The 25,345-nt window shown below is 68.1% G+C and carries 22 protein-coding genes, 1 tRNA gene and 1 pseudogene; 12 read left to right on the top strand and 12 right to left on the bottom strand.

Annotated features, from left to right (window positions below):
• Window positions 1–13: 13 nt before the first annotated feature.
• Both AC1D2H_RS28455 and sbcB read right to left on the bottom strand, forming a co-directional pair.
• Window positions 14–1,984, bottom strand: a complete 1,971-nt coding sequence (locus AC1D2H_RS28455) for an MFS transporter (RefSeq protein WP_478013211.1) — start codon at window positions 1,982–1,984, stop codon at window positions 14–16.
• Between the two features lie 76 nt (window positions 1,985–2,060).
• The gene (gene sbcB, locus AC1D2H_RS28450) at window positions 2,061–3,494 is read right to left on the bottom strand and encodes an exodeoxyribonuclease I (protein ID WP_478013210.1); all 1,434 of its coding nucleotides are present in this window, start codon (window positions 3,492–3,494) and stop codon (window positions 2,061–2,063) included.
• Between the two features lie 36 nt (window positions 3,495–3,530).
• On the opposite strand from sbcB, the gene AC1D2H_RS28445 reads away from it, so the two are divergent.
• Window positions 3,531–4,268 (top strand): transporter, encoded by a 738-nt coding sequence (locus AC1D2H_RS28445; RefSeq protein ID WP_478013209.1) that lies wholly within the window; start codon window positions 3,531–3,533, stop codon window positions 4,266–4,268.
• On the opposite strand, the gene AC1D2H_RS28440 is transcribed toward AC1D2H_RS28445, so the two are convergent.
• Window positions 4,265–5,398, bottom strand: a complete 1,134-nt coding sequence (locus AC1D2H_RS28440; protein WP_478013208.1) for a beta-ketoacyl-ACP synthase III — start codon at window positions 5,396–5,398, stop codon at window positions 4,265–4,267. The two genes, AC1D2H_RS28445 and AC1D2H_RS28440, sit on opposite strands and share 4 nt — an antisense overlap.
• A gap of 84 nt (window positions 5,399–5,482) precedes the next feature.
• Here AC1D2H_RS28440 and AC1D2H_RS28435 point away from each other — a divergent pair, with 84 nt between their 5' ends.
• The gene (locus tag AC1D2H_RS28435) at window positions 5,483–6,793 is read left to right on the top strand and encodes a DUF3422 family protein (protein ID WP_478013207.1); all 1,311 of its coding nucleotides are present in this window, start codon (window positions 5,483–5,485) and stop codon (window positions 6,791–6,793) included.
• On the opposite strand, the gene AC1D2H_RS28430 is transcribed toward AC1D2H_RS28435, so the two are convergent.
• Window positions 6,780–7,544, bottom strand: coding sequence for a DeoR/GlpR family DNA-binding transcription regulator (locus AC1D2H_RS28430; protein ID WP_478013206.1), 765 nt, complete (start codon window positions 7,542–7,544; stop codon window positions 6,780–6,782). The two genes, AC1D2H_RS28435 and AC1D2H_RS28430, sit on opposite strands and share 14 nt — an antisense overlap.
• A 60-nt stretch (window positions 7,545–7,604) precedes the next feature.
• On the opposite strand from AC1D2H_RS28430, the pseudogene AC1D2H_RS28425 reads away from it, so the two are divergent.
• From AC1D2H_RS28425 to AC1D2H_RS28410, 4 genes and pseudogenes are all read left to right on the top strand, one after another.
• Window positions 7,605–8,207: pseudogene (locus tag AC1D2H_RS28425) on the top strand (NUDIX domain-containing protein); the annotation flags it as partial.
• Between the two features lie 530 nt (window positions 8,208–8,737).
• Window positions 8,738–9,715, top strand: a complete 978-nt coding sequence (locus AC1D2H_RS28420; RefSeq protein ID WP_477932250.1) for a GMP reductase — start codon at window positions 8,738–8,740, stop codon at window positions 9,713–9,715.
• Window positions 9,716–10,080: 365 nt separating this feature from the next.
• Window positions 10,081–10,770, top strand: a complete 690-nt coding sequence (locus AC1D2H_RS28415) for a VPLPA-CTERM sorting domain-containing protein (protein WP_478013205.1) — start codon at window positions 10,081–10,083, stop codon at window positions 10,768–10,770.
• A gap of 48 nt (window positions 10,771–10,818) precedes the next feature.
• Window positions 10,819–12,309: an amidase gene (locus AC1D2H_RS28410; protein WP_478013204.1), complete on the top strand. Its 1,491-nt coding sequence runs from the start codon at window positions 10,819–10,821 to the stop codon at window positions 12,307–12,309.
• Here AC1D2H_RS28410 and AC1D2H_RS28405 read toward each other — a convergent pair.
• Genes AC1D2H_RS28405 through AC1D2H_RS28390 form a run of 4 tightly spaced genes read right to left on the bottom strand, consistent with a single transcriptional unit; the run spans window position 12,302 to window position 14,813 of the window.
• On the bottom strand, window positions 12,302–13,378 hold the full coding sequence (locus AC1D2H_RS28405) for a HAMP domain-containing sensor histidine kinase (RefSeq protein ID WP_478013203.1): 1,077 nt from the start codon (window positions 13,376–13,378) through the stop codon (window positions 12,302–12,304). The two genes, AC1D2H_RS28410 and AC1D2H_RS28405, sit on opposite strands and share 8 nt — an antisense overlap.
• Window positions 13,375–14,085 carry a response regulator transcription factor gene (locus AC1D2H_RS28400; protein WP_478013202.1) on the bottom strand — a complete coding sequence of 237 codons (711 nt, stop codon included), beginning with the start codon at window positions 14,083–14,085 and terminating at the stop codon, window positions 13,375–13,377. Before AC1D2H_RS28400 ends, AC1D2H_RS28405 begins: the two co-directional genes overlap by 4 nt.
• A 6-nt stretch (window positions 14,086–14,091) precedes the next feature.
• On the bottom strand, window positions 14,092–14,379 hold the full coding sequence (locus AC1D2H_RS28395) for a 4Fe-4S dicluster domain-containing protein (RefSeq protein WP_477932373.1): 288 nt from the start codon (window positions 14,377–14,379) through the stop codon (window positions 14,092–14,094).
• Window positions 14,379–14,813: a Spy/CpxP family protein refolding chaperone gene (locus AC1D2H_RS28390; RefSeq protein WP_477932240.1), complete on the bottom strand. Its 435-nt coding sequence runs from the start codon at window positions 14,811–14,813 to the stop codon at window positions 14,379–14,381. Before AC1D2H_RS28390 ends, AC1D2H_RS28395 begins: the two co-directional genes overlap by 1 nt.
• 309 nt (window positions 14,814–15,122) lie before the next feature.
• On the opposite strand from AC1D2H_RS28390, the gene AC1D2H_RS28385 reads away from it, so the two are divergent.
• The 3 genes from AC1D2H_RS28385 (at window position 15,123) to AC1D2H_RS28375 (ending at window position 20,738) form a co-directional block, all read left to right on the top strand.
• Window positions 15,123–16,877, top strand: a complete 1,755-nt coding sequence (locus AC1D2H_RS28385; RefSeq protein ID WP_478013201.1) for a CocE/NonD family hydrolase — start codon at window positions 15,123–15,125, stop codon at window positions 16,875–16,877.
• Window positions 16,878–17,035: 158 nt separating this feature from the next.
• The gene (locus AC1D2H_RS28380) at window positions 17,036–17,827 is read left to right on the top strand and encodes a PEP-CTERM sorting domain-containing protein (RefSeq protein WP_478013200.1); all 792 of its coding nucleotides are present in this window, start codon (window positions 17,036–17,038) and stop codon (window positions 17,825–17,827) included.
• Window positions 17,828–17,924: 97 nt separating this feature from the next.
• Window positions 17,925–20,738 (top strand): valine--tRNA ligase, encoded by a 2,814-nt coding sequence (locus AC1D2H_RS28375; protein ID WP_478013199.1) that lies wholly within the window; start codon window positions 17,925–17,927, stop codon window positions 20,736–20,738.
• 7 nt (window positions 20,739–20,745) lie between these two features.
• On the opposite strand, the gene AC1D2H_RS28370 is transcribed toward AC1D2H_RS28375, so the two are convergent.
• The gene (locus AC1D2H_RS28370; protein ID WP_478013198.1) at window positions 20,746–21,696 is read right to left on the bottom strand and encodes an NAD(P)-dependent oxidoreductase; all 951 of its coding nucleotides are present in this window, start codon (window positions 21,694–21,696) and stop codon (window positions 20,746–20,748) included.
• A gap of 86 nt (window positions 21,697–21,782) precedes the next feature.
• On the opposite strand from AC1D2H_RS28370, the gene galU reads away from it, so the two are divergent.
• Complete coding sequence (galU, locus tag AC1D2H_RS28365) at window positions 21,783–22,667, top strand: UTP--glucose-1-phosphate uridylyltransferase GalU (protein WP_477932231.1); 885 nt, start codon at window positions 21,783–21,785, stop codon at window positions 22,665–22,667.
• Between the two features lie 64 nt (window positions 22,668–22,731).
• Here the strand turns inward: galU and AC1D2H_RS28360 are convergent, their stop codons facing one another.
• Genes AC1D2H_RS28360 through cysM form a run of 3 tightly spaced genes read right to left on the bottom strand, consistent with a single transcriptional unit; the run spans window position 22,732 to window position 24,390 of the window.
• Window positions 22,732–22,959, bottom strand: a complete 228-nt coding sequence (locus AC1D2H_RS28360) for a sulfurtransferase TusA family protein (protein WP_057299823.1) — start codon at window positions 22,957–22,959, stop codon at window positions 22,732–22,734.
• A gap of 4 nt (window positions 22,960–22,963) precedes the next feature.
• Entirely contained in the window at window positions 22,964–23,497 is a 534-nt protein-coding gene (locus AC1D2H_RS28355) for an NUDIX domain-containing protein (RefSeq protein WP_477932229.1), read from the bottom strand.
• A complete protein-coding gene (gene cysM / locus AC1D2H_RS28350) occupies window positions 23,494–24,390 on the bottom strand; it encodes a cysteine synthase CysM (RefSeq protein WP_477932227.1) in 897 nt (298 codons plus the stop codon). Before cysM ends, AC1D2H_RS28355 begins: the two co-directional genes overlap by 4 nt.
• Window positions 24,391–24,484: 94 nt before the next feature.
• Between cysM and AC1D2H_RS28345 the strand changes: the two genes are divergently transcribed.
• Together AC1D2H_RS28345 and AC1D2H_RS28340 are read left to right on the top strand one after the other, a co-directional pair.
• Window positions 24,485–24,569: transfer RNA gene (locus AC1D2H_RS28345), tRNA-Leu, on the top strand.
• 94 nt (window positions 24,570–24,663) lie between these two features.
• Window positions 24,664–25,257 (top strand): rhomboid family intramembrane serine protease, encoded by a 594-nt coding sequence (locus AC1D2H_RS28340; protein WP_477932225.1) that lies wholly within the window; start codon window positions 24,664–24,666, stop codon window positions 25,255–25,257.
• Window positions 25,258–25,345 lie beyond the last annotated feature (88 nt).

Below are 25,345 nucleotides of genomic sequence, written 5' to 3'. Positions count from 1 at the left end.
GCATCGACGCCTCCTAGCCGGCCGCTTTGGCCGATGGCGGCTGCACCGGCGAGTCCGGAGCGCCCAGGCCCATCTTGGAATTCGGCCGCGCATCGTGGCCGCGCTTCCACTGCCGCATGGTGTCGACCGCCACCGAGCGGCGGATGTAGCGATGCCAGATGAAGCTGAGGTCGAAGATTAGGATGGCCAGCCACCACAGATAGAGGAAGGCCGCGCCGGCAAGCAGGACGGGCCAGGCGGCGGGGGGCGGCGGCGCCGTCGGGCCGTCGGCGCCCAACAGTCGCGACAGCACGATGAAGGCGATGACGAGGGTGCCGACGCCGACCAGGCAGCGTCGCCCCCAGTTGGGCTTGCGCGGCAGCAGCCAGCCGCTCAGCGCAATCAGCGCAGCGGCGGCGATCGGAGCGAGTCGGCCGACGAGTTCAGCCACGTGGGCGGGTGCGGCGCTGCTCGTGAACGGACTGCCGAGAAAGTCGGCCGGGCCGTCCGGCAGCCACAGGTAAAACGGCCAGGCGCCGATCAGGAAGACCAGCGTGGCCGCGAGATGCCAGCGCAGGCCACCGGTGTGCACCAGCCGCGGCAGCCGGGCGGCGGCGGTGATGCCCATCATCAGGCCGCTCATCAAGAGGATCTGCAGCGGCAGCCTATCGAAGGTCGCACCCGTCGGCGTCACGCCCTTGTAGAGCAGGAAGACCGCCGCCACGTGCAGCAGGAAGCTCGACACATAGGGAAGGGACAGGCTCACCCGGTCGATCAGCCAGTTGCTGGCCGGGACCCTGGGCTTCACGGCCGGTTCCGGCAGCACCACGTCATCGATGAAATGGCCGAACACCTCGGCGTCGTTCCAGTAGTCGTTGTGCGCCTTGCCGGGCAGCCAGTAGCGGCTGAAGCCGAAGTCGTGCTCGCTGCCGAACTCGAAGGCCGCGCAGCCACTGTCCTTCAGGAAGCCCATGGCCGAGTCGAGCTTGAAGCCGATCGGGTCGCCGTAGTCGTAGTAGTTGCGCCACTTGATCTGCTGCCGCAGCACCAGGCGCGGCGCCTTGGCGTCGCCGAACAGCACCTGCTGGCCGGACAGGCTGGACTGCAGCTCGAGGTCTCGCCACAGCGACGGCCACAGCACGATGTGCTTGTCGATCGGCGAGCCTATCGTCATATAGCCGCGCACATAGCGAATCCAGCCGTCATCGACAGGCGCACTGGCCGGGTTGTCCGGGTCGATGACGGGCCGGCCCGACAGCGCCTCGAGCAGGCCCAGGAAGCTGATGACGGTGCCCTCGCTGTGCGCAACGATGTAGATCTCGGGATCGCAGCCCGGGCAGAGCTGCTGGAAGGTCGCCACGATCTGCGCCAGCGCACTGTGGAAGCGGTGCAGGATCTTGTGGCGGTAGTAGGGGAAGTCGGTGACGAGCTGCACGTCGCCGACGTAGTCACGCAGCAAGGGCGCCAGATCGAACTTGAAGATGCCCATGCGGGCCAGCACGGCCAGCAGGCTTTCCAGCACGCCGACGGTCTCGACGATCTCGTCGACGACGCCGGTGCCGAGCTGGAAGTCCTCGGCCTTCAAGTGGCCGTTGGGCACATCCTTGCGGTACTGCGACTCGGCGCGGCTGACCACCGTGTGGCCCCAGGCCTTGGTCTCCTCCAGCGTGTCATTGGCCTTGACGACCTGGCCGGGGRTGTCGGCCCAGTAGACCTCGGCGAAGCCGATGCGCGACAAGGTGTCGTCCTCGTGGGCGTCCAGGCGGCTGATGCGCACCGTCGCCGCCGAGCCGAGGTTGAAGTAGCCCAGCGGCATGACCGGCAGCGGCGGCGAAGCCCGGTCGCCGAAACGCCGCGCCACCGAACGGATGGTGTCGCTGCGCAACTGGCTGCCGATGCCGTGGATGGCGACGACGATCTTGTCCATCGTCGGGCGGCCCTCGCTGGCGTCCGCAATGGACGCGGCCGTGGCTGTCTGCTGGGCGGCGCTGGATGCTTCGGTCATGGGGCTCTCCTGGAAGGAAGATCCCGCATGGTGCCGTCAAGCCGCCCCCGGCTGCCTCACCAAGTCTGAGGACGGCTCAGGGCGCGATCTGCTCGGCGTAGTCGTAGAGGGCCGACAGGATGGCCTCGCCGCGCTCGTCGGCGGCCTCGCCCAGCTGGTCGATGCGTTCCATGAAGGCCGCCAGCGTCTGCGCCCCGCCCTCGCCTTCGTGCAGCCGCGCGGCCAGATGGGCCTGCCAGCGCTCGGTCTCGTCGGTCGACAGGCTCTGCGGGAAGTTGCGGGCGCGCCAGCGGAACACGAGCTCGTCCAGTCGCCCGTCCTGGAAGGCCAGCTTGCCCTGGGCGACGCGTTCGGCGAGCTGTTCGGGCGCCGTCGTGCGCACCCGGTTCAGCGCGCGGCGGTCTTCGTTGCCGATGAAGCCGCCGTAGAGGTCTTCATCCACGTCGGCCGGCGCAAAGGGCTCGCGCTGGAAGACATCGGCCCACAGGCCATCCAGCAGCCTGCCCTTCTCGGCCAGCAGCTTCGCGTTGGCGAGCTGGGCCTCGGTGTCATGCCCCCAACGCTCGGCCATCGCGGGGCTGAGGGTCTTCAGGTTGCCGATGACGATGGGGCTCTTGTTGACGTGGATGGTCTTGACCGGCAGCCGCGTGACGCCTTCGGGCAGCAGTTCCTGCTTGGTGAACATGCGCTCGCGGATGGCCGCGGCGTTCAGCGTCAGCAGTTCTTCGGGCGAGGCCGAGCAGTCCCAGACGATGAGTTCGTTCTTGTTCGTCGGGTGCGGCGCCAGCGGCCACACCATGGCGATGCAGCCGCGCTCGGGGCCGTACATGCCGGAGATGTGCAGAAAGGGCTTGGCCGTACCGATTTCATCCCACACCGCCTGCTTGGTGCGCAGCTTGACGCAGAAGTCCCACAGCTTGGGCTGGGCCTGGCGCAGCTTGCGCGCCAGCGCCACGGTGGCGCGCACATCCGACAGCGCATCGTGCGCCGCTTCATGGGCCACGCCGTTGGCAATGGTCAGGTGCTCGAGCTTGAAGCTGGGTCGGCCGTCCTCGTGTTTGGGCCATGCCATGCCGTCGGGCCGCAGCGCATAGGCGCAACGCACGACGTCCAGCAGGTCCCAGCGGCCGCAGCCGTTCTGCCACTCGCGGCCATAGGGGTCGATGAGGTTGCGCCAGAACAGGTGGCGGGTCACCTCGTCGTCGAAGCGGATGGAGTTGTAGCCCACGCCCACCGTGCCTGGCAGGGCCAGCACGGTCTCGATGGCGGCAGCGAATTCGTGCTCGGGCACACCCTGCTGAAGGCAGTGCTGGGGCAGGATGCCGGTCAGCAGGCAGGACTCGGGGTCGGGCAGATAGTCGGGCGCCGGCTGGCAGTACAGCATCAGCGGCTCGCCGATCTCGTTGAGCTCGGCGTCGGTGCGCAGGCCGGCGAACTGGGCCGGGCGGTCACGGCGCGGTACGCGGCCAAAGGTCTCGTAGTCGTGCCAGAAAAATGAAAGGGAAGACATGCCCGTCACGATAGCGCAGCGCTAGAGTCCCTCGGCATGAGACTTGCCCTGCTGCTCCTGGCCGCCTGCACGGCCGCCCATGCCGACGACGCGATCTCGCCGGACCGGCCCGACTTCACCAACGGCCCCGACGTGATGGCCGCGGGGCGCTTGCAGATCGAGGCCAGCGGCGCCTGGCAGCGTGATGCGTCGACCCGGCTGCGCTCGACGCCGACGCTGCTGCGTCTGGGTGTCGGCCATGACCTGGAGCTGCGGCTGGAGACCGACGGGGTGCTGCGCCAGCGCAACCCGGGCGCCAGCGGCCGAGGGGACCTGGCGGTCGGCTTCAAATGGCAGATGCAGGATGGCGACGAGGCCAAACCCGGCCTGGGCTGGCTGTTCGAAGTGCAGACAMCCACCGGCAGCGGGCCGTTCAAAGGTCATGGCCTGCGGCCCGGCCTGAGCTTTCTGGCCCAGTGGGAGCTGCCGGCGGGCTATTCGCTCGGCACGATGACCGGTGTCTTCATCGATCGCAATGACACCGACCAACGCTACACGGGGGCCCTGCTGTCGGCCAGTCTCGGCATCCCGCTGGGCGACAAGCTGCACGGCTTTGCCGAGATTGCCGGCCAGCAGATCGCGTCGGCGCGCAACGGCGGCAATGTCGTCACGGCCGGCACGGGGCTGGCCTGGCAGCTCACGGGCGACGCTCAGCTCGACACGGCCGTGTTTCGCGGCCTGAACCACCACACGCCGGATTGGGCGTGGACGGTGGGGCTTTCGCTGCGTTTCTAGCGCTTCTTCACGACGACGCTGCCGATGGAATAGCCGGCGCCGAAGGAGCAGATGACGCCCGCTTCGCCGGCCTTCAGGTCGCCACGGTGATGGTGGAAGGCGATGATGGAACCGGCCGACGCGGTGTTGGCGTACTCGTCCAGGATCAGCGGCGCGATCTCGCTGCCGGCGTCCGCTCCCACCAGCTTCTTGATGACGAGCTGGTTCATGCCCTGGTTGGCCTGGTGCAGCCAGTAGCGGCGCATCTGGGTCGGCTCCAGGCCCAGCTTGGCCAGATGGGCCTCGATATGGGCCGCAGCCATGGGCACGACTTCCTTGAAGACCTTGCGGCCCTCCTGGCAGAAGGTCAGGTCGCGGTCGCTGGGGTCGCGGTCTTCGGCGCGGTTCATGAAGCCGAAGTTGTTGCGGATGTTGCTGCTGAACTGCGTGGCGAGCTGGGTGCCGAGGATCTCCCACTGGTCGGCGCTGGTGGCGTCCTCCGCCCGCTCGACGATGACGGCTGTGCAGACGTCGCCGAAGATGAAGTGGCAGTCGCGGTCGCGCCATTCCAGGTGGGCCGACGTGATCTCGGGGTTGACGACGAGCACGCATTTGGACGCGCCCGAGCGCACGGCGTTGAAGGCCTGCTCCAGCGCGAAGGTGGCCGAGGAGCAGGCCACGTTCATGTCGAAGCCGTAGCCACCGGCACCCAGCGCCTGCTGGATCTCGACCGCCATGGCGGGATAGGCACGCTGCATATTGGCGCTGGAACACAGCACGGCGTCGATGTCGGCGCCCGTCTTGCCCGCTTGCGCCAGGGCCTGGCGAGCCGCATCGGCAGCGATCTCGGCCATCAGCGAGATCTCGTTGTCACCGCGCGGCGTGAAGCGCGGGTACATGCGCGTCGGGTCGAGCACGCCGGCCTTGTCGATGACATAGCGCTGCTTGATGCCCGAGGCTTTTTCGATGAACTCGACGCTGGAGTGTGTCAACGCGGCGCGCTCGCCGGCCGCGATGGCCGTCGCGTGCTCGGCGTTCTGCAGGTCGGCGTAGGCGTTGAAGGCCTCGACCAGCTCGGCGTTGGTGATGACATGGGGCGGGCGGTACAGGCCGGTGCCGCTGATGACCACGGCCGGGAATGAAGCTTGCATGAGGAGGACGCCCTGCTGATGTACGAAGCCTGAAATTTTATAGAGCCATGCTGGTGCACCATCTAAGCACTAGCCTGGGGACCCATGCACGAAGACAGTTTGCTCCCCCCCGACGACGCGCTGCGCCTGGCCCTGCACAACGAGGTGCATGCCCGGCCGCCGGCGCGCATCCGCCTGCCGGCCGTCATCGTGCACATCGCCGTGCTGAACGATGGCGTCACGCGCGCCGATGAACATGCCCACCTGCGCCAACTGCCGGGCCAGCATGAGCTGGCCCTGGAAGCGCTGGGCGCCAACTTCCTGCGCCTGCGCTGCGGCGAGTTCTCGCTGAAATGGGAGCGCCATGCCGAGTTCACGCGCTACGCGGTCGTGCAGCCCCTGCCGGCCGACGCCGAGCCCAGCGCGCAGACCCTGGATGCACTGACGTTGCGCGTCGCCACCGACTGGCTGGCCCGCATCCCGGGCCGCACCTTCGCGGCCATCAAGCTGGTCATGATCGAGCGGCCGCTGACCTTCGCGCCCAGTGCGTTGGCCGAGGCCCGGGCCTGGTTCGGCGCCCACGCCGTGGTCGCCTCGACCATGGGCGGGCATTCGCTGGTGGTGACCGATTTCTGCCTGCGCGCCACCGGCTTCGAGCACATCCTGGTGCTGGCCGAACCCGGCACGCCCGAGACCCGCGCCGGCCGCATCTGCCAGCGCCTGCTGGAGCTGGAGACCTACCGCTTGATGGCCCTGCGCGGCCTGCCCGCCGCCAAGTCGCTGGGCGCGACACTCGCCGAGGTGGAGGCGACACTGGCCAGCATCACCGCGCGGCTGGAAAAACGCGGCGCGTCGGAAGCCGAGCTGCTGGACGACCTGATCTCGACCGCCGCCCGCATCGAGCATGCGACGGCCTCGCACCAATACCGCTTTGCCGCGACCCAGGCCTACCAGGCCATCGTCGAGCAGCGCATCACCGAACTGCACGAGGGCAAGGTGGCCGGCACGCAGTCGCTGGGCGAATTCATGCAGCGCCGCCTGTCGCCCGCCATGGCCACCGTGAATGCGACGGCGCAGCGGCTGGCCGGGTTGTCGCAGCGCATCTCACGCGCCAGCGCCCTGCTGCGCACGCGCGTCGACATCGCTACCGAGGCGCAGAACCAGCAGCTGCTGGCCCAGCTCAACAGCGGCCAGCGCACGCAGCTGCGCATGCAGGCGACCGTCGAGGGCCTGTCCATCGCGGCCATCACCTATTACGTCGTCAGCCTGCTGCTTTACTTCTTCAAGGCCCTGAAGGCCGAAGGCTGGCTGCCGGTGCAGCCGGAGCTGGCGGCTGGGGCAGCCATTCCCATCGTGCTGCTGGTCGTCTGGCAGACGACGCGGCGCATCCACCGCAAGTTCTTCAGCCACCCCTGACGCTGACGATCTCCAGGCCTGGCCGGCGCAGCACGTCCAGCTGGGCCGCATCGGCCTGGGGCGTAACGAGCAGCGTGCCCAGGCCCGACAGCGGCGCCACGCGGTAGGGCGAGACCTTGCCGAGCTTGTCGCTGCTGGCCATCAGCACGGTCTCGGCGGCGCTGGCCATCAACAGGGCCTTGACCTGGGCCTCCTCGGCGTCGCCGGTGGACAGGCCGAACTCGGCCTGCACACCCGTCACACCCAGGAAATAGCAGTCCGCCCGCAGCGCCTGGATGGCCTGGGCCACGCCCGCGCCGACGGCCACGCCGGAATGCTTGAAGAGGCGACCGCCCAGCATCAGCACTTCCACCGTCGGATGCTCGATCAGCGCCGCCGCGATGACGGGGCTGTGCGTGGCCACCGTCGCGCGCAGCGTGGCCGGCAGCTGCCGGACCATGGCCAGGGTGCTGGTGCCGCCGTCGACAAAGACGAGCTGGCCATCGGCGATCAGCGACGCGGCGTGGCGGCCGAGCGCCTGCTTCTCGTCCACGGCAATGACGCTGCGCCGCGCCAGGTTGGCCAGGGCCGGCGACACCGGCAGCGCCCCGCCATGCACGCGCTGCAGCGCACCGCGGGAGGACAGATCGCGCAGGTCGCGGCGGATGGTGTCCTCGGACACCTGCAGGCGCTCGGCCAGTTCGCGTGCCAGCACACGGCCGCTGCGCTGCAACTCATCCAGGATGGCCAGGTGGCGTTGTTCGGTCAGCATCTGCGGGCTTGCATGGTTTTGCGTGATTGTGCATGATTTATTTTCAAATCAGGAAACAACATGCAATCACCGACCGAAACACGCATCACCGACCTGCCCCTGCACGAGCGCGTGCGCGTCCGGCAGGAGCGCCTGCTGTCCGACAACTGGTACACGCTGAAGACCACGCGCTTCGAATTCCTGCGCAGCGATGGCCAATGGCAGACCCAGGACCGCGAGACCTATGACCGCGGCAATGGCGCCTGCATCCTGCTCTACCAGCGACAGCGCCGCCGCGTGCTGCTGACGCGGCAGTTCCGCTATCCGGTCTTCGTGAACGGCTGGCAGCAGCTGATGGTCGAAGCCGTGGCCGGGTTGCTGGACGAGGCCGACCCGCTGAGCTGCATCCGCGCCGAGGCCGAGCAGGAGGCGGGCGTGAAGTTGCGCCAGGTGCAGCCGCTGTTCGAGGCTTACATGAGCCCGGGCTCGGTGACGGAGAAGCTGCACTTCTTCGCCGCGGAGTACGAAGACGGCGATCTCGTCGGTGAGGGTGGCGGACTTGTCGAGGAGGGCGAGGATATTGCCCGCTTCGAGATCGGCTTCGACGAAGCCATGCGCCAGGTCGAGGCCGGCGAGATCGTCGATGCCAAGACCCTGATGCTGCTGCGCTGGGCCGAGCGCCATGTCTTCGGGCCGCCGCCGCGCCAGGGCCCCTTGCTCGTCTTCATCGCCGGGCCTTACCGCAGCGGCACCGGCGACCGCGAGGACGCCATCGCCGCCAACGTCAGGGCCATGCAGGACGCCGCCGTGCAGGTCGCTGTCCGCGGCCACCTACCGCTGCTGGGCGAATGGGTCACGCTGCCGCTGATCGAGGCGGCAGGCGGACAGCGCGGTGACGCGGTCTGGGATCGCTACTTCCACCCCCATGCCCAGGCCCTGCTGGAACGCTGCGATCTGCTGCTGCGCATCGGCGGCGAATCGGCGGGCGCGGACACCATGGTCAAGGCGGCATTGGCACGCGGTCTGGGGGTTCACTACGGCCTGGCCTCATTGGCCGCTCCAACTGCGTAGAATCAATCACCGGGCCCAAATTTTGGCGTCCGGTTTTTTTTGCCCGCTGCAAAAGCGGGCGGAACAGCCGGCAGAGCCAAGTCAAGCGCTCGCAGCCCAGGCACGCACTGCATGAACGCGCGCCGCAACTGTGAACTTGAATCATGGAAATCTTCGACTACGACAACATCCTGCTGCTGCCCCGCCGTTGCCGCGTGGAAAGCCGCTCCGACTGCGACACCTCCGTGCAGTTCGGCCCACACCGCTTCAAGCTGCCGGTCGTGCCCGCCAACATGAAGACCGTGGTGGACGAGCCCATCACCGAGCTGCTGGCCCGCGAGGGCTACTTCTACGTGATGCACCGCTTCGACCTCGACAGCCTGGCCTATGCCAAGGACATGCGCGATAAAGGCCTGCTCGTCAGCTTGAGCGTGGGCGTGAAGCCGGCCGACTTCGAACTGGTCGACAAGCTCGCGGCCGAGGGCGTCGGCGCCGATTACCTGACCATCGACATCGCCCACGGCCATGCCGAGAGCGTGCAGCGCATGATCGGCCACATCAAGCAAAGGCTGCCTGAGACCTTCGTCATCGCCGGCAATGTCGGCACGCCCGAGGGCGTCATCGACCTGGAGAACTGGGGCGCGGACGCGACCAAGGTCGGCGTCGGCCCCGGCAAGGTCTGCATCACGCGGCTGAAGACCGGCTTTGGCACGGGTGGTTGGCAGCTGTCGGCGCTGAAGTGGTGCTCACGCGTCGCCACCAAGCCCATCGTGGCCGATGGCGGCATCCGCCACCATGGCGACATCGCCAAGAGCGTGCGCTTCGGCGCTGCCATGGTGATGATCGGCTCGCTGTTCGCCGGCCATGAAGAGTCGCCCGGCACGACCGTCGAGGTCGACGGCAAGCTCTACAAGGAGTACTACGGCTCGGCGAGCGACTTCAACAAGGGCGAGTACCGCCATGTCGAGGGCAAGCGCATCCTGGAGCCGGTCAAGGGCAAGTTCGCCGACACGCTGCGCGAGATGCAGGAAGACCTGCAGAGCTCGATCTCGTATGCGGGCGGCACGCAGTTGTCGGACTTGCGCAAGGTGAACTACGTCATCCTGGGTGGTGAGAATGCGGGCGAACATTTGTTCATGTGATCACCTGCAGAACGCGGGGGAGCACCTCGCGCGCAGTGCGAGGCCCGCATTCCGGCGAAGCCAGAACGCCGGTGAGCATCTCTTCATGTAAGCGACCAAACGCCGGAGCGCCCGTGGATGCACCTTCCACGGGTGCTGGTCTGCCCAGAGTTGGCAGTCGGACCCTGCGTAACCCTCGTCGGGTAAGCCCGCCCCAGATTCCCGGGACGCTCTCCCGCCGTCAGTTCCATTCCCCGTAAAGTGCGCCGCACTCAACAACAAGGGAGGAAATGATGGGAATCCATCGTCAACTAGCTACGGGTCTGGCTGCAGCGGTTCTGTCGGCAGTCGCCGGCCATGCCGCCGCGGCCACGGCAACTGCTGCCATGAGCACCATCCACTTCACGGTGGTTGATCTCGACCTGAACGACGGCATCGCGGCGGGAATCACCTTCACCAATTTCGGTGGCGCCGGCATTGATACGCAGACAAAGGGCATCAATGGGCCGAATCCCGATTGGATGTGGCGCCTGACCTCCATGGGGTTGGGGCTCGGTCCGCTGACGTCGCAGACCGGCAGTTCCTTCGCCTCGGGCACTCTCTTCGCGGGCGATGTCCTCGGCTCGGGTGTTGCTGCCTCGACCAGCGCTCAGGCATGGGGCGACAGCAACTCTGCGCGGGGCTCGGTGCAAGTCTTCAACGTGAATTTCGTGCTGGCACCCCATACGCAGTTGCTGCTGCTCGGCGATGCAAGTGTTGCCAGTGGCGGCGCGGCGGGGGAATCCGCACGGGCTGACGTGGGCATCTCATTGCAGACCGCGGACTTCTCCATCTATCGTTCTGCCCAGCAAGTCGCTTGGCTCAGCCCGCTGGGCGTGACTCAGATTGACGGCACGAGTCAACTCCTGGTCAGTCTCTCCAACGAGTCGGCGCAAGACCAGCTGATGGGAACTGCATACGCGTACTCCGTCTCGTCGGTACAAGGGATGGCCACTGCCGTGCCCGAGCCGGCCTCCGCCGGCCTGTTGCTGGCCGGGCTGGCGGGGTTGGGCGCGCTGAGCCGCCGCCGGCGCTGACAATCCGGGCCCACAGGGCCGGCGACAGCTCGTCCAGGGAGGGCTCGCATGGACTTCGCCACCTACCGCCGCCATGACGCGACCTCGCTTGCCGCCGAGGGGGCCGCCGGCCGCGTTGATGCGCCAACCCTGCTCGACCTGGCCCTGACGCGACTGGCCGACGTCCAACCCCGACTCAACCCCGTCTGCCGGCTGATGGAGGCCGAAGCCCGCGCCCAGTTGGCGCGCGGCGTCGGCACCGGCCCGCTGGCCGGTGTGCCCTGTCTCATCAAGGACGTGGCCGAGGACTACGCCGGCGTCCCCACCAGTTGGGGCAGCCGCGCCCTCGCCTCCTTGCCGCCGTCGCGCGAGCATGCCCATGCCGTGCGGCGCCTGCTCGACGCCGGCCTCGTCATCTTCGGCAAGACCAATGCGCCGGAGCTGGGCCTCAAGGGCGTCACCGACCCGCTGGCCTTTGGCCGCAGCAGCAACCCCTGGGACCTGAAGCGCACGCCGGGCGGCAGCAGCGGTGGCTCGGCGGCGGCCGTCGCGGCGGGTGTCGTGCCGATGGCTGCGGGCAACGACGGCGGCGGCTCCATCCGCATTCCGGCGGCCTGTTGCGGGCTGGTGGGTTTGAAACCTTCGCGCGGCCGCGTATCGGTAGGCCCGGGGGCCGGCGAAGTCTGGTTCGGCGCCTGCAGCGAGGGCGTCGTCTCGCGCAGCGTGCGCGACACCGCGCTGGCGTTGGACATCCTCAGCGGCCCCGAGCCCGGCGACCCGGTCGCCCTGCCCGCGCCGGGCACCCCTTTCGTGGATCAGCTGCGCTCGCCGCTTCGCCGGCTGCGCATCGCCTGGTGCGCCGATTCGCCTATCGGTGAGCCGGTACACGACGAAGCTCGCATCGCTGTGGAGCGCACCGTCGCGCTGCTGAAACGCCTTGGCCATGTCGTCGAGCCGGCCAGCCCGGACATCGACGGCCGCGCGCTGGCCAACAGCTTTCTGCACATCTACTTCGGCCAGGTGCCGGCCGCGATGAGCCGCGCCGTTGCGCTGGGCGGCCGCGAGGCCGACTTCGAGCCGCTGACCCGGCTCATCGCCACGCTCGGCCGCGCCACCAGCGCCGAGCGGCTGACGCTGGAGCTGCTGCGCTGGAACGACTACGCACGCAGCCTCGCCGCCCTGCATGCGCGCTACGACCTCTATCTGACGCCAACGCTGGCCTCGCCGCCCGTGCTGCACGGCACCGGCGACCCGCCGCCGCTGCAGATCGCCGTGCTGGGCGCGCTGCGCGCCTCGGGCCTGCTGGGCCTGCTCAAGCGCGCCGGGCTGCTCGACGGCGTCGTGCAGCAGATGGCGACCGACAGCCTGCGCCACGTACCCTTCACCCAGCTCGCCAACCTGACCGGCACGCCGGCCCTCTCGCTGCCGCTGCACTGGACGGCCGACGGCCTGCCGCTGGGCGTGCAGTTCAATGCGGCACCGGGCGAGGAAGGCCTGTTGCTGCAACTGGCCGCCGAGTTGGAAGCCGCACAGCCCTGGTTCGATCGCCAGCCTAGCTGAAGCGCACCGAGGCCTCGAAGCCCGGTTCGGCATTGCGCAGTTCCAGCCTGCCACCATGCGCCTCGGCCACCAGGCGGCACAGGCACAGGCCCAGGCCCATGCCACCGTCGTGCCGCGTGCGGGCCGCATCCGGCCGGTAAAAGGGCTGGCCCAGTTGCGGCAGGGACTCGGGCGGCACGCCAGGGCCGAAGTCGCGCACGGTCAGACGCACACCTGAACCCTCGCGAGCAAGGCGGAGCTGCACGGCGCCACGGGTCGCATCGTTGTGGCGCAGCGCGTTCTGCACGAGGTTGCGCAGGCACAGTTGCACACGCAGCCGGTCCAGCCTCAGCGGCGGCAGATCGGGCTCGATATGCAACTCCACACCGGGCTGGGCCTGCTCCTGCGCCAGCGCGCCGAGGTCGCAATCCGACAGCTGCAGCGCGCTGTGGCCGCTGCCCAGCCGCTCGCTTTCCAGCAAGGCCGTGATGAGGTCGCGCATCTGCGCCAGCTCGTCCAGCAGCGCATCGCGCGACTCACCCTCGCCCACCAGCTCGGCGTGCAGGCGGGCGCGCGTCAGCGGGCTGCGCAGTTCGTGGCTCATGGCCAGCAGCAAGGCGCGCTTGCCGTCCAGCATGGCCTGGATGTCAGCCGCCATCTGGTTGAAGCGCAACGCCAGGTCGCCGATCTCGTCGCCATGGATGACGGGCACGCGGTGCGAGAACTCGCCGCGCCGGAAGGCCTCGGCCCCGAGAGCCAGCGCATGCAAAGGCTGCACCATGTGGCGGATGATGCTGAAGGCGATCCCTGTGACGACCAGCAGCGCGGGCACGGCCCACACCAGCCCGTAGGCGCTGCCCATGCACGCCCAAAGGATGACGCTGCTGGTGCAGGCCAGCACCATGAAGACGGCGATCAGCCGCGCGCCCAGCGAGTATTTGAAGTGGGCGTGGTGGCGGTGCCAGCGCTGGTGCCAGCGGTGCCGCACGCGCCAGCGGTATTCCCAGTCGCGCGTCATGCGCTGGGCGCGCTTCTTCTGCTTGCGGTCCCAGCGCTCGCGCCAGCGGTGGTCGTAGGGGTGGTGTCTCACGATTTCTCCGGCAGCGCGAAGCAGTAGCCCGCGTTGCGCAGCGTCTTCAGCGCGGCCAAGGGTTCCAGCTTGCGGCGCAGCCGGCTGACGAGGATGTCGACCGCTCGCGTGAAGAGCTCGGCCTCCTGGCCGCGCAGGCGGTTCAGGATGTCGTCGCGCGAGAAGACCTTGCCCGGTTCGCGGGCCAGCATGAGCAGCAGTTCGTATTCGGTGCCGGTCAGCTCGATGAGACCGTTGGCGCACTTCACCTCGCGGCGCGAGGCGTCGATCTCCAGGCCCTCGAAGCAGAGCTTGCTCGCGGGCTGGGCCACGACGGGCGCGGCCGCTGGCGCAAAGCGTGTGCGGCGCAGGATGGTCTGCAGCCGGGCCGCCAGCTCGCGCGGCTCGAATGGCTTGGGCAGGTAGTCGTCGGCACCCAGCTCCAGGCCGACGACGCGGTCGGTCAGGTCGCCACGCGCCGTCAGCATCAGGATGGGCATGTCGCACCAGGCGTCGTTGCCGGCGCGCAGGCGCCTGCAGAACTCGAAGCCGTCCATCTCGGGCAGCATGCCGTCGAGGATGAGCGCATCGAAACGCTCGGCCGCGAGCCGCGCCAACGCCGCGCTGGGTCGGGTGACGGCTTCGAGCTGGAGATCGAAGCGGGCGAGGTATTGCATCAGCGGCCCGGCCAGGGCCTCGTCGTCGTCAATCAGCAGCAGTCGGTGCATATCGCATTATTTGGCCCGCACCAGGGTGATGGCCTTCTCCGGGCAGGCACTGACGCAATGGCCACAGGCCTCGCAGGCGGCGGCATTGGGCGTGAAGGCCTGCTCCCAGCCATGCGCCATGCCCCTGAGCTTGCCGAACAAGCTCAAGGCCTGGCGCTGTTCGGACGGCAGCTTGCCCAGCGTGAAGACGTTGAAGGGGCAGACGGCGACACAGTCGCCCTTGCCCTCGCAGCGGTTGCGGTCGATGTGCGGCACGAAGTGCCCGCGGGGCTGCTTGCCGCAGTGGACGTCCATCACGCGGCATCTCGTTCATGGCGGCCGAAGCGCCGCATCATGAAGCGCAGCGCCTGGCGCTGTTCGTTGTCGAGCGAGTCAAAGAAGTCGGCAAAGGCCGTGACGAGGCCGGGGCCGGCGGCGCGCAACGCGTCCAGCTTGGCGTCGAGCAACTGCTGCGCCGGTTCACGGGCGAACTGCTCGCCGGCGAACAGGCCGGCCACCTCGGGGCCGCGCGCCAGGCCCCTCATCGTGTCGCGCTGGTGCTGGAGCTGCTCGAGCCAGGCCGCGAGCCGGCGCTGCTGCTCGTCGTCCAGGTCCAGCTTGGCACCGATTCGGTTGAGGAGGAGGTGGGCAAAGCCATCAGCATGGCGGCCGAAATGATGGCCATGGTGGCCGTGGCCAAAGTGGTGGCGAAATTCGTGGTGGGCGTGCCAGCGACGAAAAAAGTTCATGGTGTGCTCCGAGGGCGCTCGAGGCCCGGTGGTTGGGATGGCACTCATGATTGCGGTTAGCACTGTGCAGAGCATCTCGACGCGGTATCGCCGGGTTTCGTTTTGTTTCGTCCGCGGGACCCGTTAGCACGGCTTGGCGGCAGCTCACCCTCCCCAAACCCGCAGGAACGTACCCCGCTCACAACGTCAAGCGTGGCGGGCGGGATTTCCCCAAGCGGCGGCAGGCCCTGACCCCGAAAAATAAAACGAACGGTCGTGCTTTTATCGGGGATGCCGACCGTCTTCATTCCACCCCCGACGGAGACACCCATGAACGTTTCGATAAAGGGCTGGCGCCAAGCCGCTCGGGGAGCCGCCTTCATTGGCGGCCTGTTGGCCTTCGGTCTGGGCAATGCCCAGGCCGCCAACCTGAGCTGCCGTGCCGCCACGCCGCTGGAAGCCGCCACCTACACCACACCGCTGGCCCTGTTCGGCGTGATCTCGCCGCGGGATGGCACCTGCTTCCTCAACGGCCTGAAGGTCACGCGCCCGGACGGCGTGCGCCTGGCCGCCAACGTCTTCCTGCCCGCCGGCGCCAGCAGCGGCTCGGCCACCAAATATCCGACGGTGATCTTCGTCACCAGCTGGGCGGTGGCCGATTTCTTCGAATACCTGGGCCAGCAGCAGCGCCTGGCGCGCGACGGCTATATCGCCGTGGCCTACACGGCGCGCGGCTTCTGGGATTCGGAGGGCACCATCGGCGTGGCCGGCCCGGTGGACGTGGCCGACGTCAGCGGTGTGCTGGACTGGACCCTGGCCCAGACGCCGGCCGACCCGGCCCGCGTGGGCGCTGCCGGCATCTCCTACGGCGCCGGCCTGTCCCTGCTGGCCCTGGGCAACGAGCCGCGGCTGAAGACCGCGGTGGCGCTGTCCGGCTGGGCGACGCTGCTCGACCAGATGTACCGCAACCAGGTGCCCAACCCGACCTGGCTGGACATCCTGCAGATCTCCGGTCAACTCACCGGCCGGCTGGATCCCATCGTGGCCGAGTACAACGCCGCCATCCAGAACCCCGACACGCCGGCGTCCAAGCTCGCCGAGATCACCGCCTGGGGCTGGCCGCGCTCGCCCGCCAGTGTGGTGGCCGCCATCAACCAGCACGGCGCGCCGGTCTTCATCGGCAAAAACTGGCAGGACGACATGTTCTCGCCCAACTCGTCGCTGGCCCTGTTCAGCCAGCTGACCGGCCCCAAGAAACTGATGCTGCAGCCCGGCATCCACGCCTCGGCCGAGATCCCCGGCGCGCTGTTCGACGTCGACAACACCATCTGGGACCAGGCCCACCGCTGGTTCGACCGCTGGCTCAAGGGCCAGCCCAACGGCATCGAGAACGAGCCCAAGGTGTCGCTGCAACCCAAATTCGCGAGCTACCGCGAGACGCTGTCGACCTGGCCGGCGCCCGAGCTGCGCAACCTGGACTACCAGATCACGCCGCGCGGCGCGGTGCGGTGGGAGCTCTCCTGCCTGTGCTGGCGCGGCATCACGGGCGAGCTGCAGACCGGCATCCGCAGCGCCAGCGGCCGCGACAGCATCGGCAACGCACTGGACACCACGGCCACCACCGGGCCCATCCCCGTGCTGTCGCCGCTGGCCGAAAGCGTCGGCCTGCCCGTCATCAACCAGATGGCCACGGTGCTGCCGGCCTTCGGCGTGCGCTACGAAGGGCCCTGGCTGAGCCAGCCGCTGAAGCTGCGCGGTGCACCGACGCTCAAGCTGAAGGCCGTCCCGTCGCAGAAGCGCGGCATGCTGGTGGCCTATCTCTATGACGTCGACCTGGTGGGCTTCGGCACGCTGATCACCCATGGCGCCCGCGCCGTGCATGCGGCCACGCCGGGCCAGTCGCAGGACTTCAGCTTCGACATGGTCGCCACCGGCTACGACGTGCCGGCCGGCCACCGCCTGGTGCTGGTCTTCGACACCCAGGACAGCCTCTACGGCCCGCCGGTGCGCGCCGGCGAGCGCTTCGACATGGCACTGGACTTCGGTGCGGGCAGCCCGCTGCAACTGAAGCTGCTGACGCGCTGACGGCGCCGAGGAGGCGCGGGTCAATGAGTAACTCCCTGCCCCCGCAACCATGGGGGGCAGGGTCCCGATCGAGGCGCTTCACCTTGCCACACTCGCGGCGCGACATTGGAGCCGCCCGCCGAGGCGGCAAGGAATTCGGAATTCAAAGGGAGCACGTCTTGCGACACCTCATCGCGCGCGCCGTCGGTATGACGGTTTTGGGTCTCTTGGCCATCGCTACGGCCCATGCGGCCACAGCCACCGCCACCATCGCCAACGTCCAGGTCCAGGTCCAGCTTATCGACCTGGACTTGTCCGACGGTGTCGCACCGGGCATCAGTTTCGACTGGGGACTGACCTATATGGATGTGTATGCCGCATTCAACAGCCCGAACCACCAACCCTATCTCACCGCGACCACCTGGACAGTGGGCGCCGCTCTCAGCCTCGCGACCAACGGCACCAGTGGCCATTCCGCGTCGCTGCAGAGTCTGGCCGGCTCGCTGCTTTCCGCCCCGGGATGGTCCGCAACCGCTGAGCTCACCGCGACGAGCGCCGGCGTGCAGCTCGACGCCAACGCCGACCAGTACGCCAAGTTCACGCTGACGCCTCACACGATGCTCGTGATCACCGCCGACCGCCCCTCCATCCAGGCGACTACTGGTGCGATGGAGGGGGCGGGCGGCAGCACCTACCTGCACGCGTGGCTCGCCGACGAATCATCCAGCGACCACAGCTCGGCAAGCTTTGCTTCCTACGGCGGCACCATGGTCTCGAACCTGCCTGCCCAGCTGCGGGCATCGATCATCAACCCGGGGGAGACGGCCGCGCAGGGCTATCTGCAGACTGGCGTTTATGTCTACGCCAACGCGGTGCCGATGGCGCCGGTGCCTGAGCCTCAAACGGCGGGCCTGCTGGCAGCCGGCCTGGCCATCGTCGGCCTGCTCGCGCGCCGCCGCAAGCGCGCCTGAGTCGGAGGCCGCGGCGCATATAGGACAATCGTCGCATCCCACAGCCCATCTACGGGGCGGCTTCCGCAAGGGGTCGCCCCGTTGGCTTTAGACCACCATGACCGAACTCGCCAAGTCCTTCGAACCCGCCGCCCTGGAAGCCCATTGGGGCCCCAAGTGGGAAGCCGCCGGCCTCTATGAGCCGACCCTGGACCAGGCCAAGCCCTCCTTCAGCATCCAGCTGCCGCCGCCGAACGTCACCGGCACGCTGCACATGGGCCACGCCTTCAACCAGACGGTGATGGACTCGCTGACGCGCTACCACCGCATGCTGGGCCACAACACGCTGTGGGTGCCCGGCACCGACCACGCCGGCATCGCCACGCAGATCGTCGTCGAGCGCCAGCTGCAGGCCGCCGGCCAGAGCCGCCACGACCTGGGCCGCAAGAACTTCGTCGCCCGCGTCTGGGACTGGAAGCAGGAATCCGGCAACACCATCACCGGCCAGATGCGCCGCCTGGGCGACTCGGTGAGCTGGGGCCATGAGTACTTCACGATGGACGAGAAGCTCTCGGGCGTCGTCGTCGAGACCTTTGTGCGCCTGTTCGAGGAAGGCCTGATCTACCGCGGCAAGCGACTGGTGAGCTGGGACCCGGTGCTGCAGTCCGCCGTGTCGGACCTGGAAGTGACGAGCGAAGAGGAAGACGGCTCGCTGTGGCATATCCGCTATCCGCTGGCGGACGGTTCCGGCTCGCTGGTGGTCGCCACGACCCGCCCCGAGACCATGCTGGGCGATACGGCCGTCATGGTCCACCCCGAGGATGAGCGCTATGCCGCGCTGATCGGCAAGCTCGTGAAGCTGCCGCTGACGGACCGCGAGATTCCCGTGATCGCCGACGACTATGTGGACCGCGAGTTCGGCACCGGCGTCGTCAAGGTCACGCCGGCCCACGACACCAACGACTACGCCGTCGGCCAGCGCCACAAGCTGCCCATGATCGCGGTGCTGGACCTGCAGGCCAAGATCAACGACAACGCCCCCGAGACCTACCGCGGCCTAGACCGCTTCGTCGCCCGCAAGCGCGTGGTGGCCGACCTCGAGGCGCAAGGCCTGCTCGTCGAGGTCAAGAAGCACAAGCTGCAGGTGCCGCGCTGCGAGCGCACCGGCCAGGTCATCGAACCGATGCTGACCGACCAGTGGTTCGTTGCCGTCACCAAGCCGAGCGCCGATGGCAAGAGCATTGCCGACAAGGCCATCGCGGCCGTCGAGACCGGCGCCGTCAAGTTCCACCCCGAGCAGTGGGTCAACACCTACAACCACTGGATGGGCAATCTGCAGGACTGGTGCATCTCGCGCCAGCTGTGGTGGGGCCACCAGATCCCGGCCTGGTATGGCACGGGCGGCGAGCTCTTCGTCGCGCGCAGCGAGGACGAAGCCCAGGCCCGCGCCAAGGCTGCCGGCTACCTGGGCGAGCTGACGCGCGACCCCGACGTGCTGGACACCTGGTACTCCTCGGCGCTGGTGCCCTTCTCGACGCTGGGCTGGCCGCAGAAGACGCTGGAGCAGGAGCTCTTCCTGCCGTCCTCCGTGCTCGTCACCGGCTACGACATCATCTTCTTCTGGGTCGCCCGGATGATCATGATGACGACCCACTTCACCGGCCAGGTGCCCTTCAAGGACGTCTACATCCACGGCCTCGTGCGTGACTCGCAGGGCCAGAAGATGAGCAAGAGCGAGGGCAATGTGCTGGACCCGGTGGACCTGATCCAGGGTGTCGACCTCGACACGCTGATCCAGAAATCCACGCAGGGCCTGCGCAAGCCCGAGACGGCGCCCAAGGTGGCCGCCCGCGTGAAGAAGGAATTTCCCGAAGGCATGCCTGCCTATGGCGCCGACGCGCTGCGCTTCACGATGGCGTCGTACGCGAGCCTGGGCCGCAACATCAACTTCGACACCAAGCGCTGCGAGGGCTACCGCAACTTCTGCAACAAGCTCTGGAACGCCACGCGCTTCGTGCTGATGAACACCGAGGGCCAGGACTGCGGCCTCGCCCACGACCAGGGCGCCTGCCCACCCGGCTACAACAAGTTCTCGCAGGCCGACCGCTGGATCACCAGCGAACTGCAGCGCGTGGAAGCCGCCGCAGCCCAGGGCTTTGCCGAGTACCGCCTCGACAACGTCGCCAACAGCGTCTACAGCTTCGTCTGGGACGAGTACTGCGACTGGTACCTGGAAATCGCCAAGGTGCAGATCCAGACCGGCGGCGAGGCCGAGCAGCGCGCCACGCGCCGCACACTGATCCGCGTGTTGGAAACGACGCTGCGCCTGCTGCACCCCATCGCGCCCTTCATCACCGAGGAGCTGTGGCAGACCGTCGCGCCCGTGGCCGGCCGCAAGGCGACCGACTTCATCGGCCAGGCGCCCTACCCCGTCAGCCAGCCGGAGCGCATCGATGCCAAGGCCGATGCCTGGATGGCCCAGCTCAAGGAAGTGGTCGGCATCACGCGCAGCCTGCGCGGCGAGATGGCCCTGAGCCCGAGCGACCGCGTGCCGCTGCTGGTGGGCGGCGATCTGTCCTTCATGACCGAGGCGGCGGCCGTGCTCAAGGTGCTGGCCAAGCTCAGCGCCGTCGAGTTGATTGCCGATGACGCCGAGTTCGCTAGGCAGAGCGCCACCTCGCCCGTGCTGGTGCACGGCGCGGCCCGGCTGGCGCTGAAGGTCGAGATCGACGTCGAGGCCGAACGCGCCCGCCTGACCAAGGAAGCGACCCGCCTGGAAGGCGAGATCATCAAGGCCGAAGCCAAGCTGGGCAACGAGAGCTTTGTCGCCCGCGCCCCGGCCGCCGTTGTCGAGCAGGAGCGCGCCCGCGTGGCCGGCTTCAAGGAAACCGTGGCCCGCCTGCGCGAGCAGCTGGCACGTCTCCCCGCCTGATTCCGGCTCAGTAGTGGTCGACGGCCTTCTTCGAGGCCGTCTTCTTCTTGCCCTTGGGCGGCGCGCCCAGCAGCTCGTCGAGGCCGCGCGCCACCGCCCATGCGGCGCGCACGCGCGACTCCCGCGTCGTGCCCGCCAGCCGCGGCGTGACTTGCAGCGTCGAGAGGCCATGCAGGGGTCGGCCCGCCTCCAGCCAGCCCGGCTCCAGGCTGTCAAACCAGGCTGCGCGCAGCTTGCCGTTGCGCAGGGCCCGGCCCAGCGCCGCCTCGTCGACGACGCCCGACTGGCTCAGGCCGACCAGCACCTGACCCACCCGCACGTTCTCCAGCTGCCGGTCGCCGATGAGGCCCCGAAAGCGCGGGAAATAGGGCTGAAGCAGCACCAGGCCGTCGCTGTGCTCGACGAGTTCGCTCAGGGAAACCGAGTCCATGCCCCAGCGCGCCCAGGTCGCATCGCTCGGATGCAGGCCCGGGTCGTAGCCGACGACGCGAGAACCGAAGGCATGCAGCAACTGGGTCAGCACCTGGGCCGTGGGTGTCAGGCCCAGCACGCCGATGGTCGAACAACCCAGCTCGCGTCCCACCTTGAGGCCGTCGCTGCCCTCGATGGGCACACGGCGCAGCAGGCTGAGCAGCGCGCCGACGACGAATTCCGCCTCGGCGCTGGCCGTGGAGGACTGGGAGCGCACGACCTCCACGCCCGCCTTGCGGCAGGCCTCGATGTCGATGTTCTCGGCGCCACCACTGGCGCGGCCGATGGCACGCAAGCCTGGCGCGCCGCGCAGCAGCTCGGCGTCGATGCGCACTTCAGGCGGCGCCACCAGGGCGCGTGAATCCTGCAAGGCCTCGATCAGGCCTTCCGGATCGCCTACCAGTTCAGGCGCAAAGCGGGCGTCGTGGCGCTCGGCCAGCCACTGCACGACCTCGGCTTCCAACGGTTCCAGGATCAGGACTGTCATGTTTGGGATAGGGAGGGCGTCCTACGCTGACCGTCATGCCCCGCGTGACAAAATCCGCGCGCCCCCCGTCAAACGAGTTTACGTTCATGGCCTCTTCGCCCAAATCGCCGATCACCAAAGCCATCTTCCCGGTCGCGGGCCTCGGCACGCGMTTCCTGCCGGCCACCAAGGCCCAGCCCAAGGAGATGCTGCCGGTCGTCGACAAGCCGCTGATCCAGTACGCGGTCGAAGAAGCCTATGCCGCCGGCGTGCGCGAGATGATCTTCGTGACCGGCCGCCACAAGCGCCCCATCGAGGATCACTTCGACATGACCTTCGAGCTCGAGGTCGCGCTGGAGCAGGCGGGCAAGCAGGATCTGCTGGACGTCGTGCGCTCGGTCAAGCCCGATGACATGGAGTGCATCTATGTGCGCCAGGCCCAGGCCCTGGGCCTCGGGCACGCCGTGCTGTGCGGCCAGCGCCTGGTGGGCAACGAGCCCTTCGCCGTGCTGCTGGCCGATGACCTGATGGTCGGCGACACCCCCATCCTCAAGCAGATGGTCGAGCAGTTCGCCGACTGGCGTGCCTCCATCCTGGCCGTGCAGGAAGTGCCGGCCGAACACACCCGCCGCTACGGCATCGTCGCCGGCACCCACGTCAACGACCAGCTGATGGACGTGAACCGCATCGTCGAGAAGCCGGCTCCGGAAGACGCACCGTCACGCCTGGGCGTGGCCGGCCGCTACATCCTGACGCCCGGCGTCTTCCACGAGATCGCCAACCAGCCGCGCGGCGTGGGTGGCGAGATCCAGCTGACCGACGGCATCGCCGGCCTGCTGCGCCGTGAAAAGGTGTTCGCCTACCGCTACGACGGCAAGCGCTACGACTGCGGCAGCAAGGAAGGCTTTCTGCAGGCCAATGTCGAACTGGCCCTGGCCCACCCGCAACTGGGCCCGGGCTTCAAGGAATTCCTGCAGGGCCTGAATCTCTAAGGCTTTGCGGGACAGACCGACCGAGCGCAGCGAGTAGCTCTGTCCTCAACTGACCAGGGCCTGCTCAGCGTCTGCGCAGCACATGAATGAACTCGTCGGCCCGGGTTTCCTGGGCCACGAGTTCATTGCCCGTCTGGCGTGCAAAGGCCTGGAAGTCGCGCGTCGAGCTCGGGTCGGTTGCGACCACCCGCAGCAGCTCGCCACTTTGCATCTCAGCCAGCGCCTTCTTGGCCTTGAGGATGGGCAAGGGGCAGTTCAGGCCCCGGGTGTCGATCTCGCGTTGGACGTCCATGGCGTCATTCTCGCTTGAGGTCGAGCCATTGGGGTTCGATGCCCTTTGACCGCAGCCAGGTCGCCAGCGCCTGGCCCGTGCCCTGCGGCCAGCAGCGCACGTCTTCGGGGGCGATCAGCTTGTACTCGGCCAGCTCGGGCGACAGGCGGATGTCGCCGCGCGCCGCCGCATGGTAGGCAATGATGATCTGGTTCATGCGCTGGAAATCCCAGACGCCGAGCAGGTTCAGTGAATCGACCTCCAGCGAGGTCTCCTCGGCGATCTCGCGGCGGATGCCGTCCTCGGGTGTCTCGCCGGACTCCATGAAGCCCGTGATCAGCCCGAAGAAGCGCCCCGGCCAGGCGGCATTGCGCGCCAGCAGCACCTGGCCCTCGCGGTCCGTGCATTCGATGACGGCGGCCAGCACCGGCGTCGGGTTGTTCCAGTGCGTGAAGCCGCAGGCCGGGCAGCGCAGGCGCTCCTTGTCCCCACCGTCCTCGGCCTGCGTGATGAGGGCCAGCTCGGTCGCGCAGTCCGGGCAGAAGCGGTAAGGCTTCATGCAGGAAACACGCCCGTGGACAGATAGCGATCGCCACGATCGCAGACGATGAAGGCGATGGTCGCGTTCTCGACGCGGCGCGCGATCTGCAGCGCCACCCAGCAGGCGCCCGCGGCCGAGATACCGGCGAACAGGCCTTCCTCGCGGGCCAGCCGGCGCGCCATGTCTTCGGCGTCGCTCTGCCCCACCAGCACCAGTTCGTCGATGCCGCTCGGGTCGTAGATCTTGGGCATATAGGCCTCGGGCCATTTGCGGATGCCGGGGATGCGCGAGCCCTCGGCCGGCTGGGCGCCGACGATGCGCACGGCCGGGTTCTTTTCCTTCAGGAAGCGCGACACGCCGGTGATGGTGCCCGTCGTGCCCATGGCGCTGACGAAATGCGTGATGCGCCCACCCGTGTCCTGCCACAACTCGGGGCCGGTCGTCTCGTAATGGGCGCGCGGGTTGTCGGCATTGGCGAATTGGTCCAGCACCCGGCCCTTGCCTTCGCCGGCCATCTGCTCGGCCAGGTCGCGGGCGTATTCCATGCCGCCGGTCTTGGGCGTCAGGATGAGTTCGGCGCCAAAGGCCTTCATGGTCTGGGCGCGCTCGATGGAGAGGTCCTCCGGCATGATCAGCACCATGCGGTAGCCGCGGATGGCCGCCGCCATGGCCAGCGCGATGCCGGTATTGCCCGAGGTCGCCTCGATCAGCGTGTCGCCCGGCTTGATCTCGCCGCGTTCCTCGGCACGCTTGATCATGCTGATGGCGGGTCTGTCCTTCACGGAGCCGGCCGGGTTGTTGCCCTCCAGCTTGGCCAGGATCACGTTGCCACGCGCATCGGCGCCGAGCAGGCGCTGCAGCCTCACCAGGGGCGTGGCGCCGATGACGTCTTCGAGGGTCGGATAGCTCATGGCGGCGATTGTGGCAGCGCGATCAAAGACCGACCCTTAGCGAGTGCATAATCCAGCCCCTCGCTGCAACGGCGAGAAAAGCTGTTTCCGACGGGCCTCGGTGGCGAAATCGGTAGACGCAGGGGACTCAAAATCCCCCGCCGCAAGGTGTGCCGGTTCGAGTCCGGCCCGAGGCACCAAACGAAACAGCACGCCAACCCCTGGCATACTCAAAACGGTAAGCACCGGCCCTCCTGGTGCAGGTGCCCTCCCCGGGCGCAAACCGCGCGACTCATGCCCCCGCTGCCTTCGGTCACCAAAGCCTTCATCCTGGCCTGCGTCGGTGCTTTCTGCTTTTTCTATCTTTTCCCCTTCCTGGCGCCGTGGTTCGAGCTGTGGCCGCTGAAGTCGGGTGCCTTCCTGCCCTGGCAGCTGCTTAGCTACGTCTTCCTGCACGGCAGCTTCACGCATCTGCTGTTCAACATGCTCGGCCTGTGGATGTTCGGCGGCGAGTTGGAGCGGGTCTGGGGACCCAAGCGCTATCTGCAGATCTTGATCGCCAGCGCGCTGACCGCCGCACTGGTGCAGTTGCTGTTCACCTGGGTCACGAACGCCAACTCGCCCACGGTAGGCGCCTCGGGCGCGATCTTCGGCCTGCTGCTGTCCTTCGGCATGCTGTTCCCCAACCGCATCATCGTGCCGCTGATCCCTCCCATCCCGATGAAGGCCAAGTACTTCGTCGCGATCTTCGGCGGCCTGGAACTCATCCTTGGCTCCCGCATATTCGATTTCGGCCCGCCCAACGTGGCCCACTTCGCCCACCTGGGCGGCATGTTGGGCGCCTGGCTGTTGATCCGCCACTGGCGCTCGCCGCGCCGGCGCGGGTAGGGTCCGCTAGCGCCACATCAGCGGGCCGCGTTGTGGCCAGAAAGCCCGCGAGCAAGGCGCGGAACGAAGCTTGGGTAGGCCCCAAGCG

The organism is Roseateles sp. P1_C1_2 (assembly GCF_056406535.1).
Note: the sequence above shows the minus strand (reverse complement) of the source record. Positions and strands in the feature narration are given on the sequence as shown.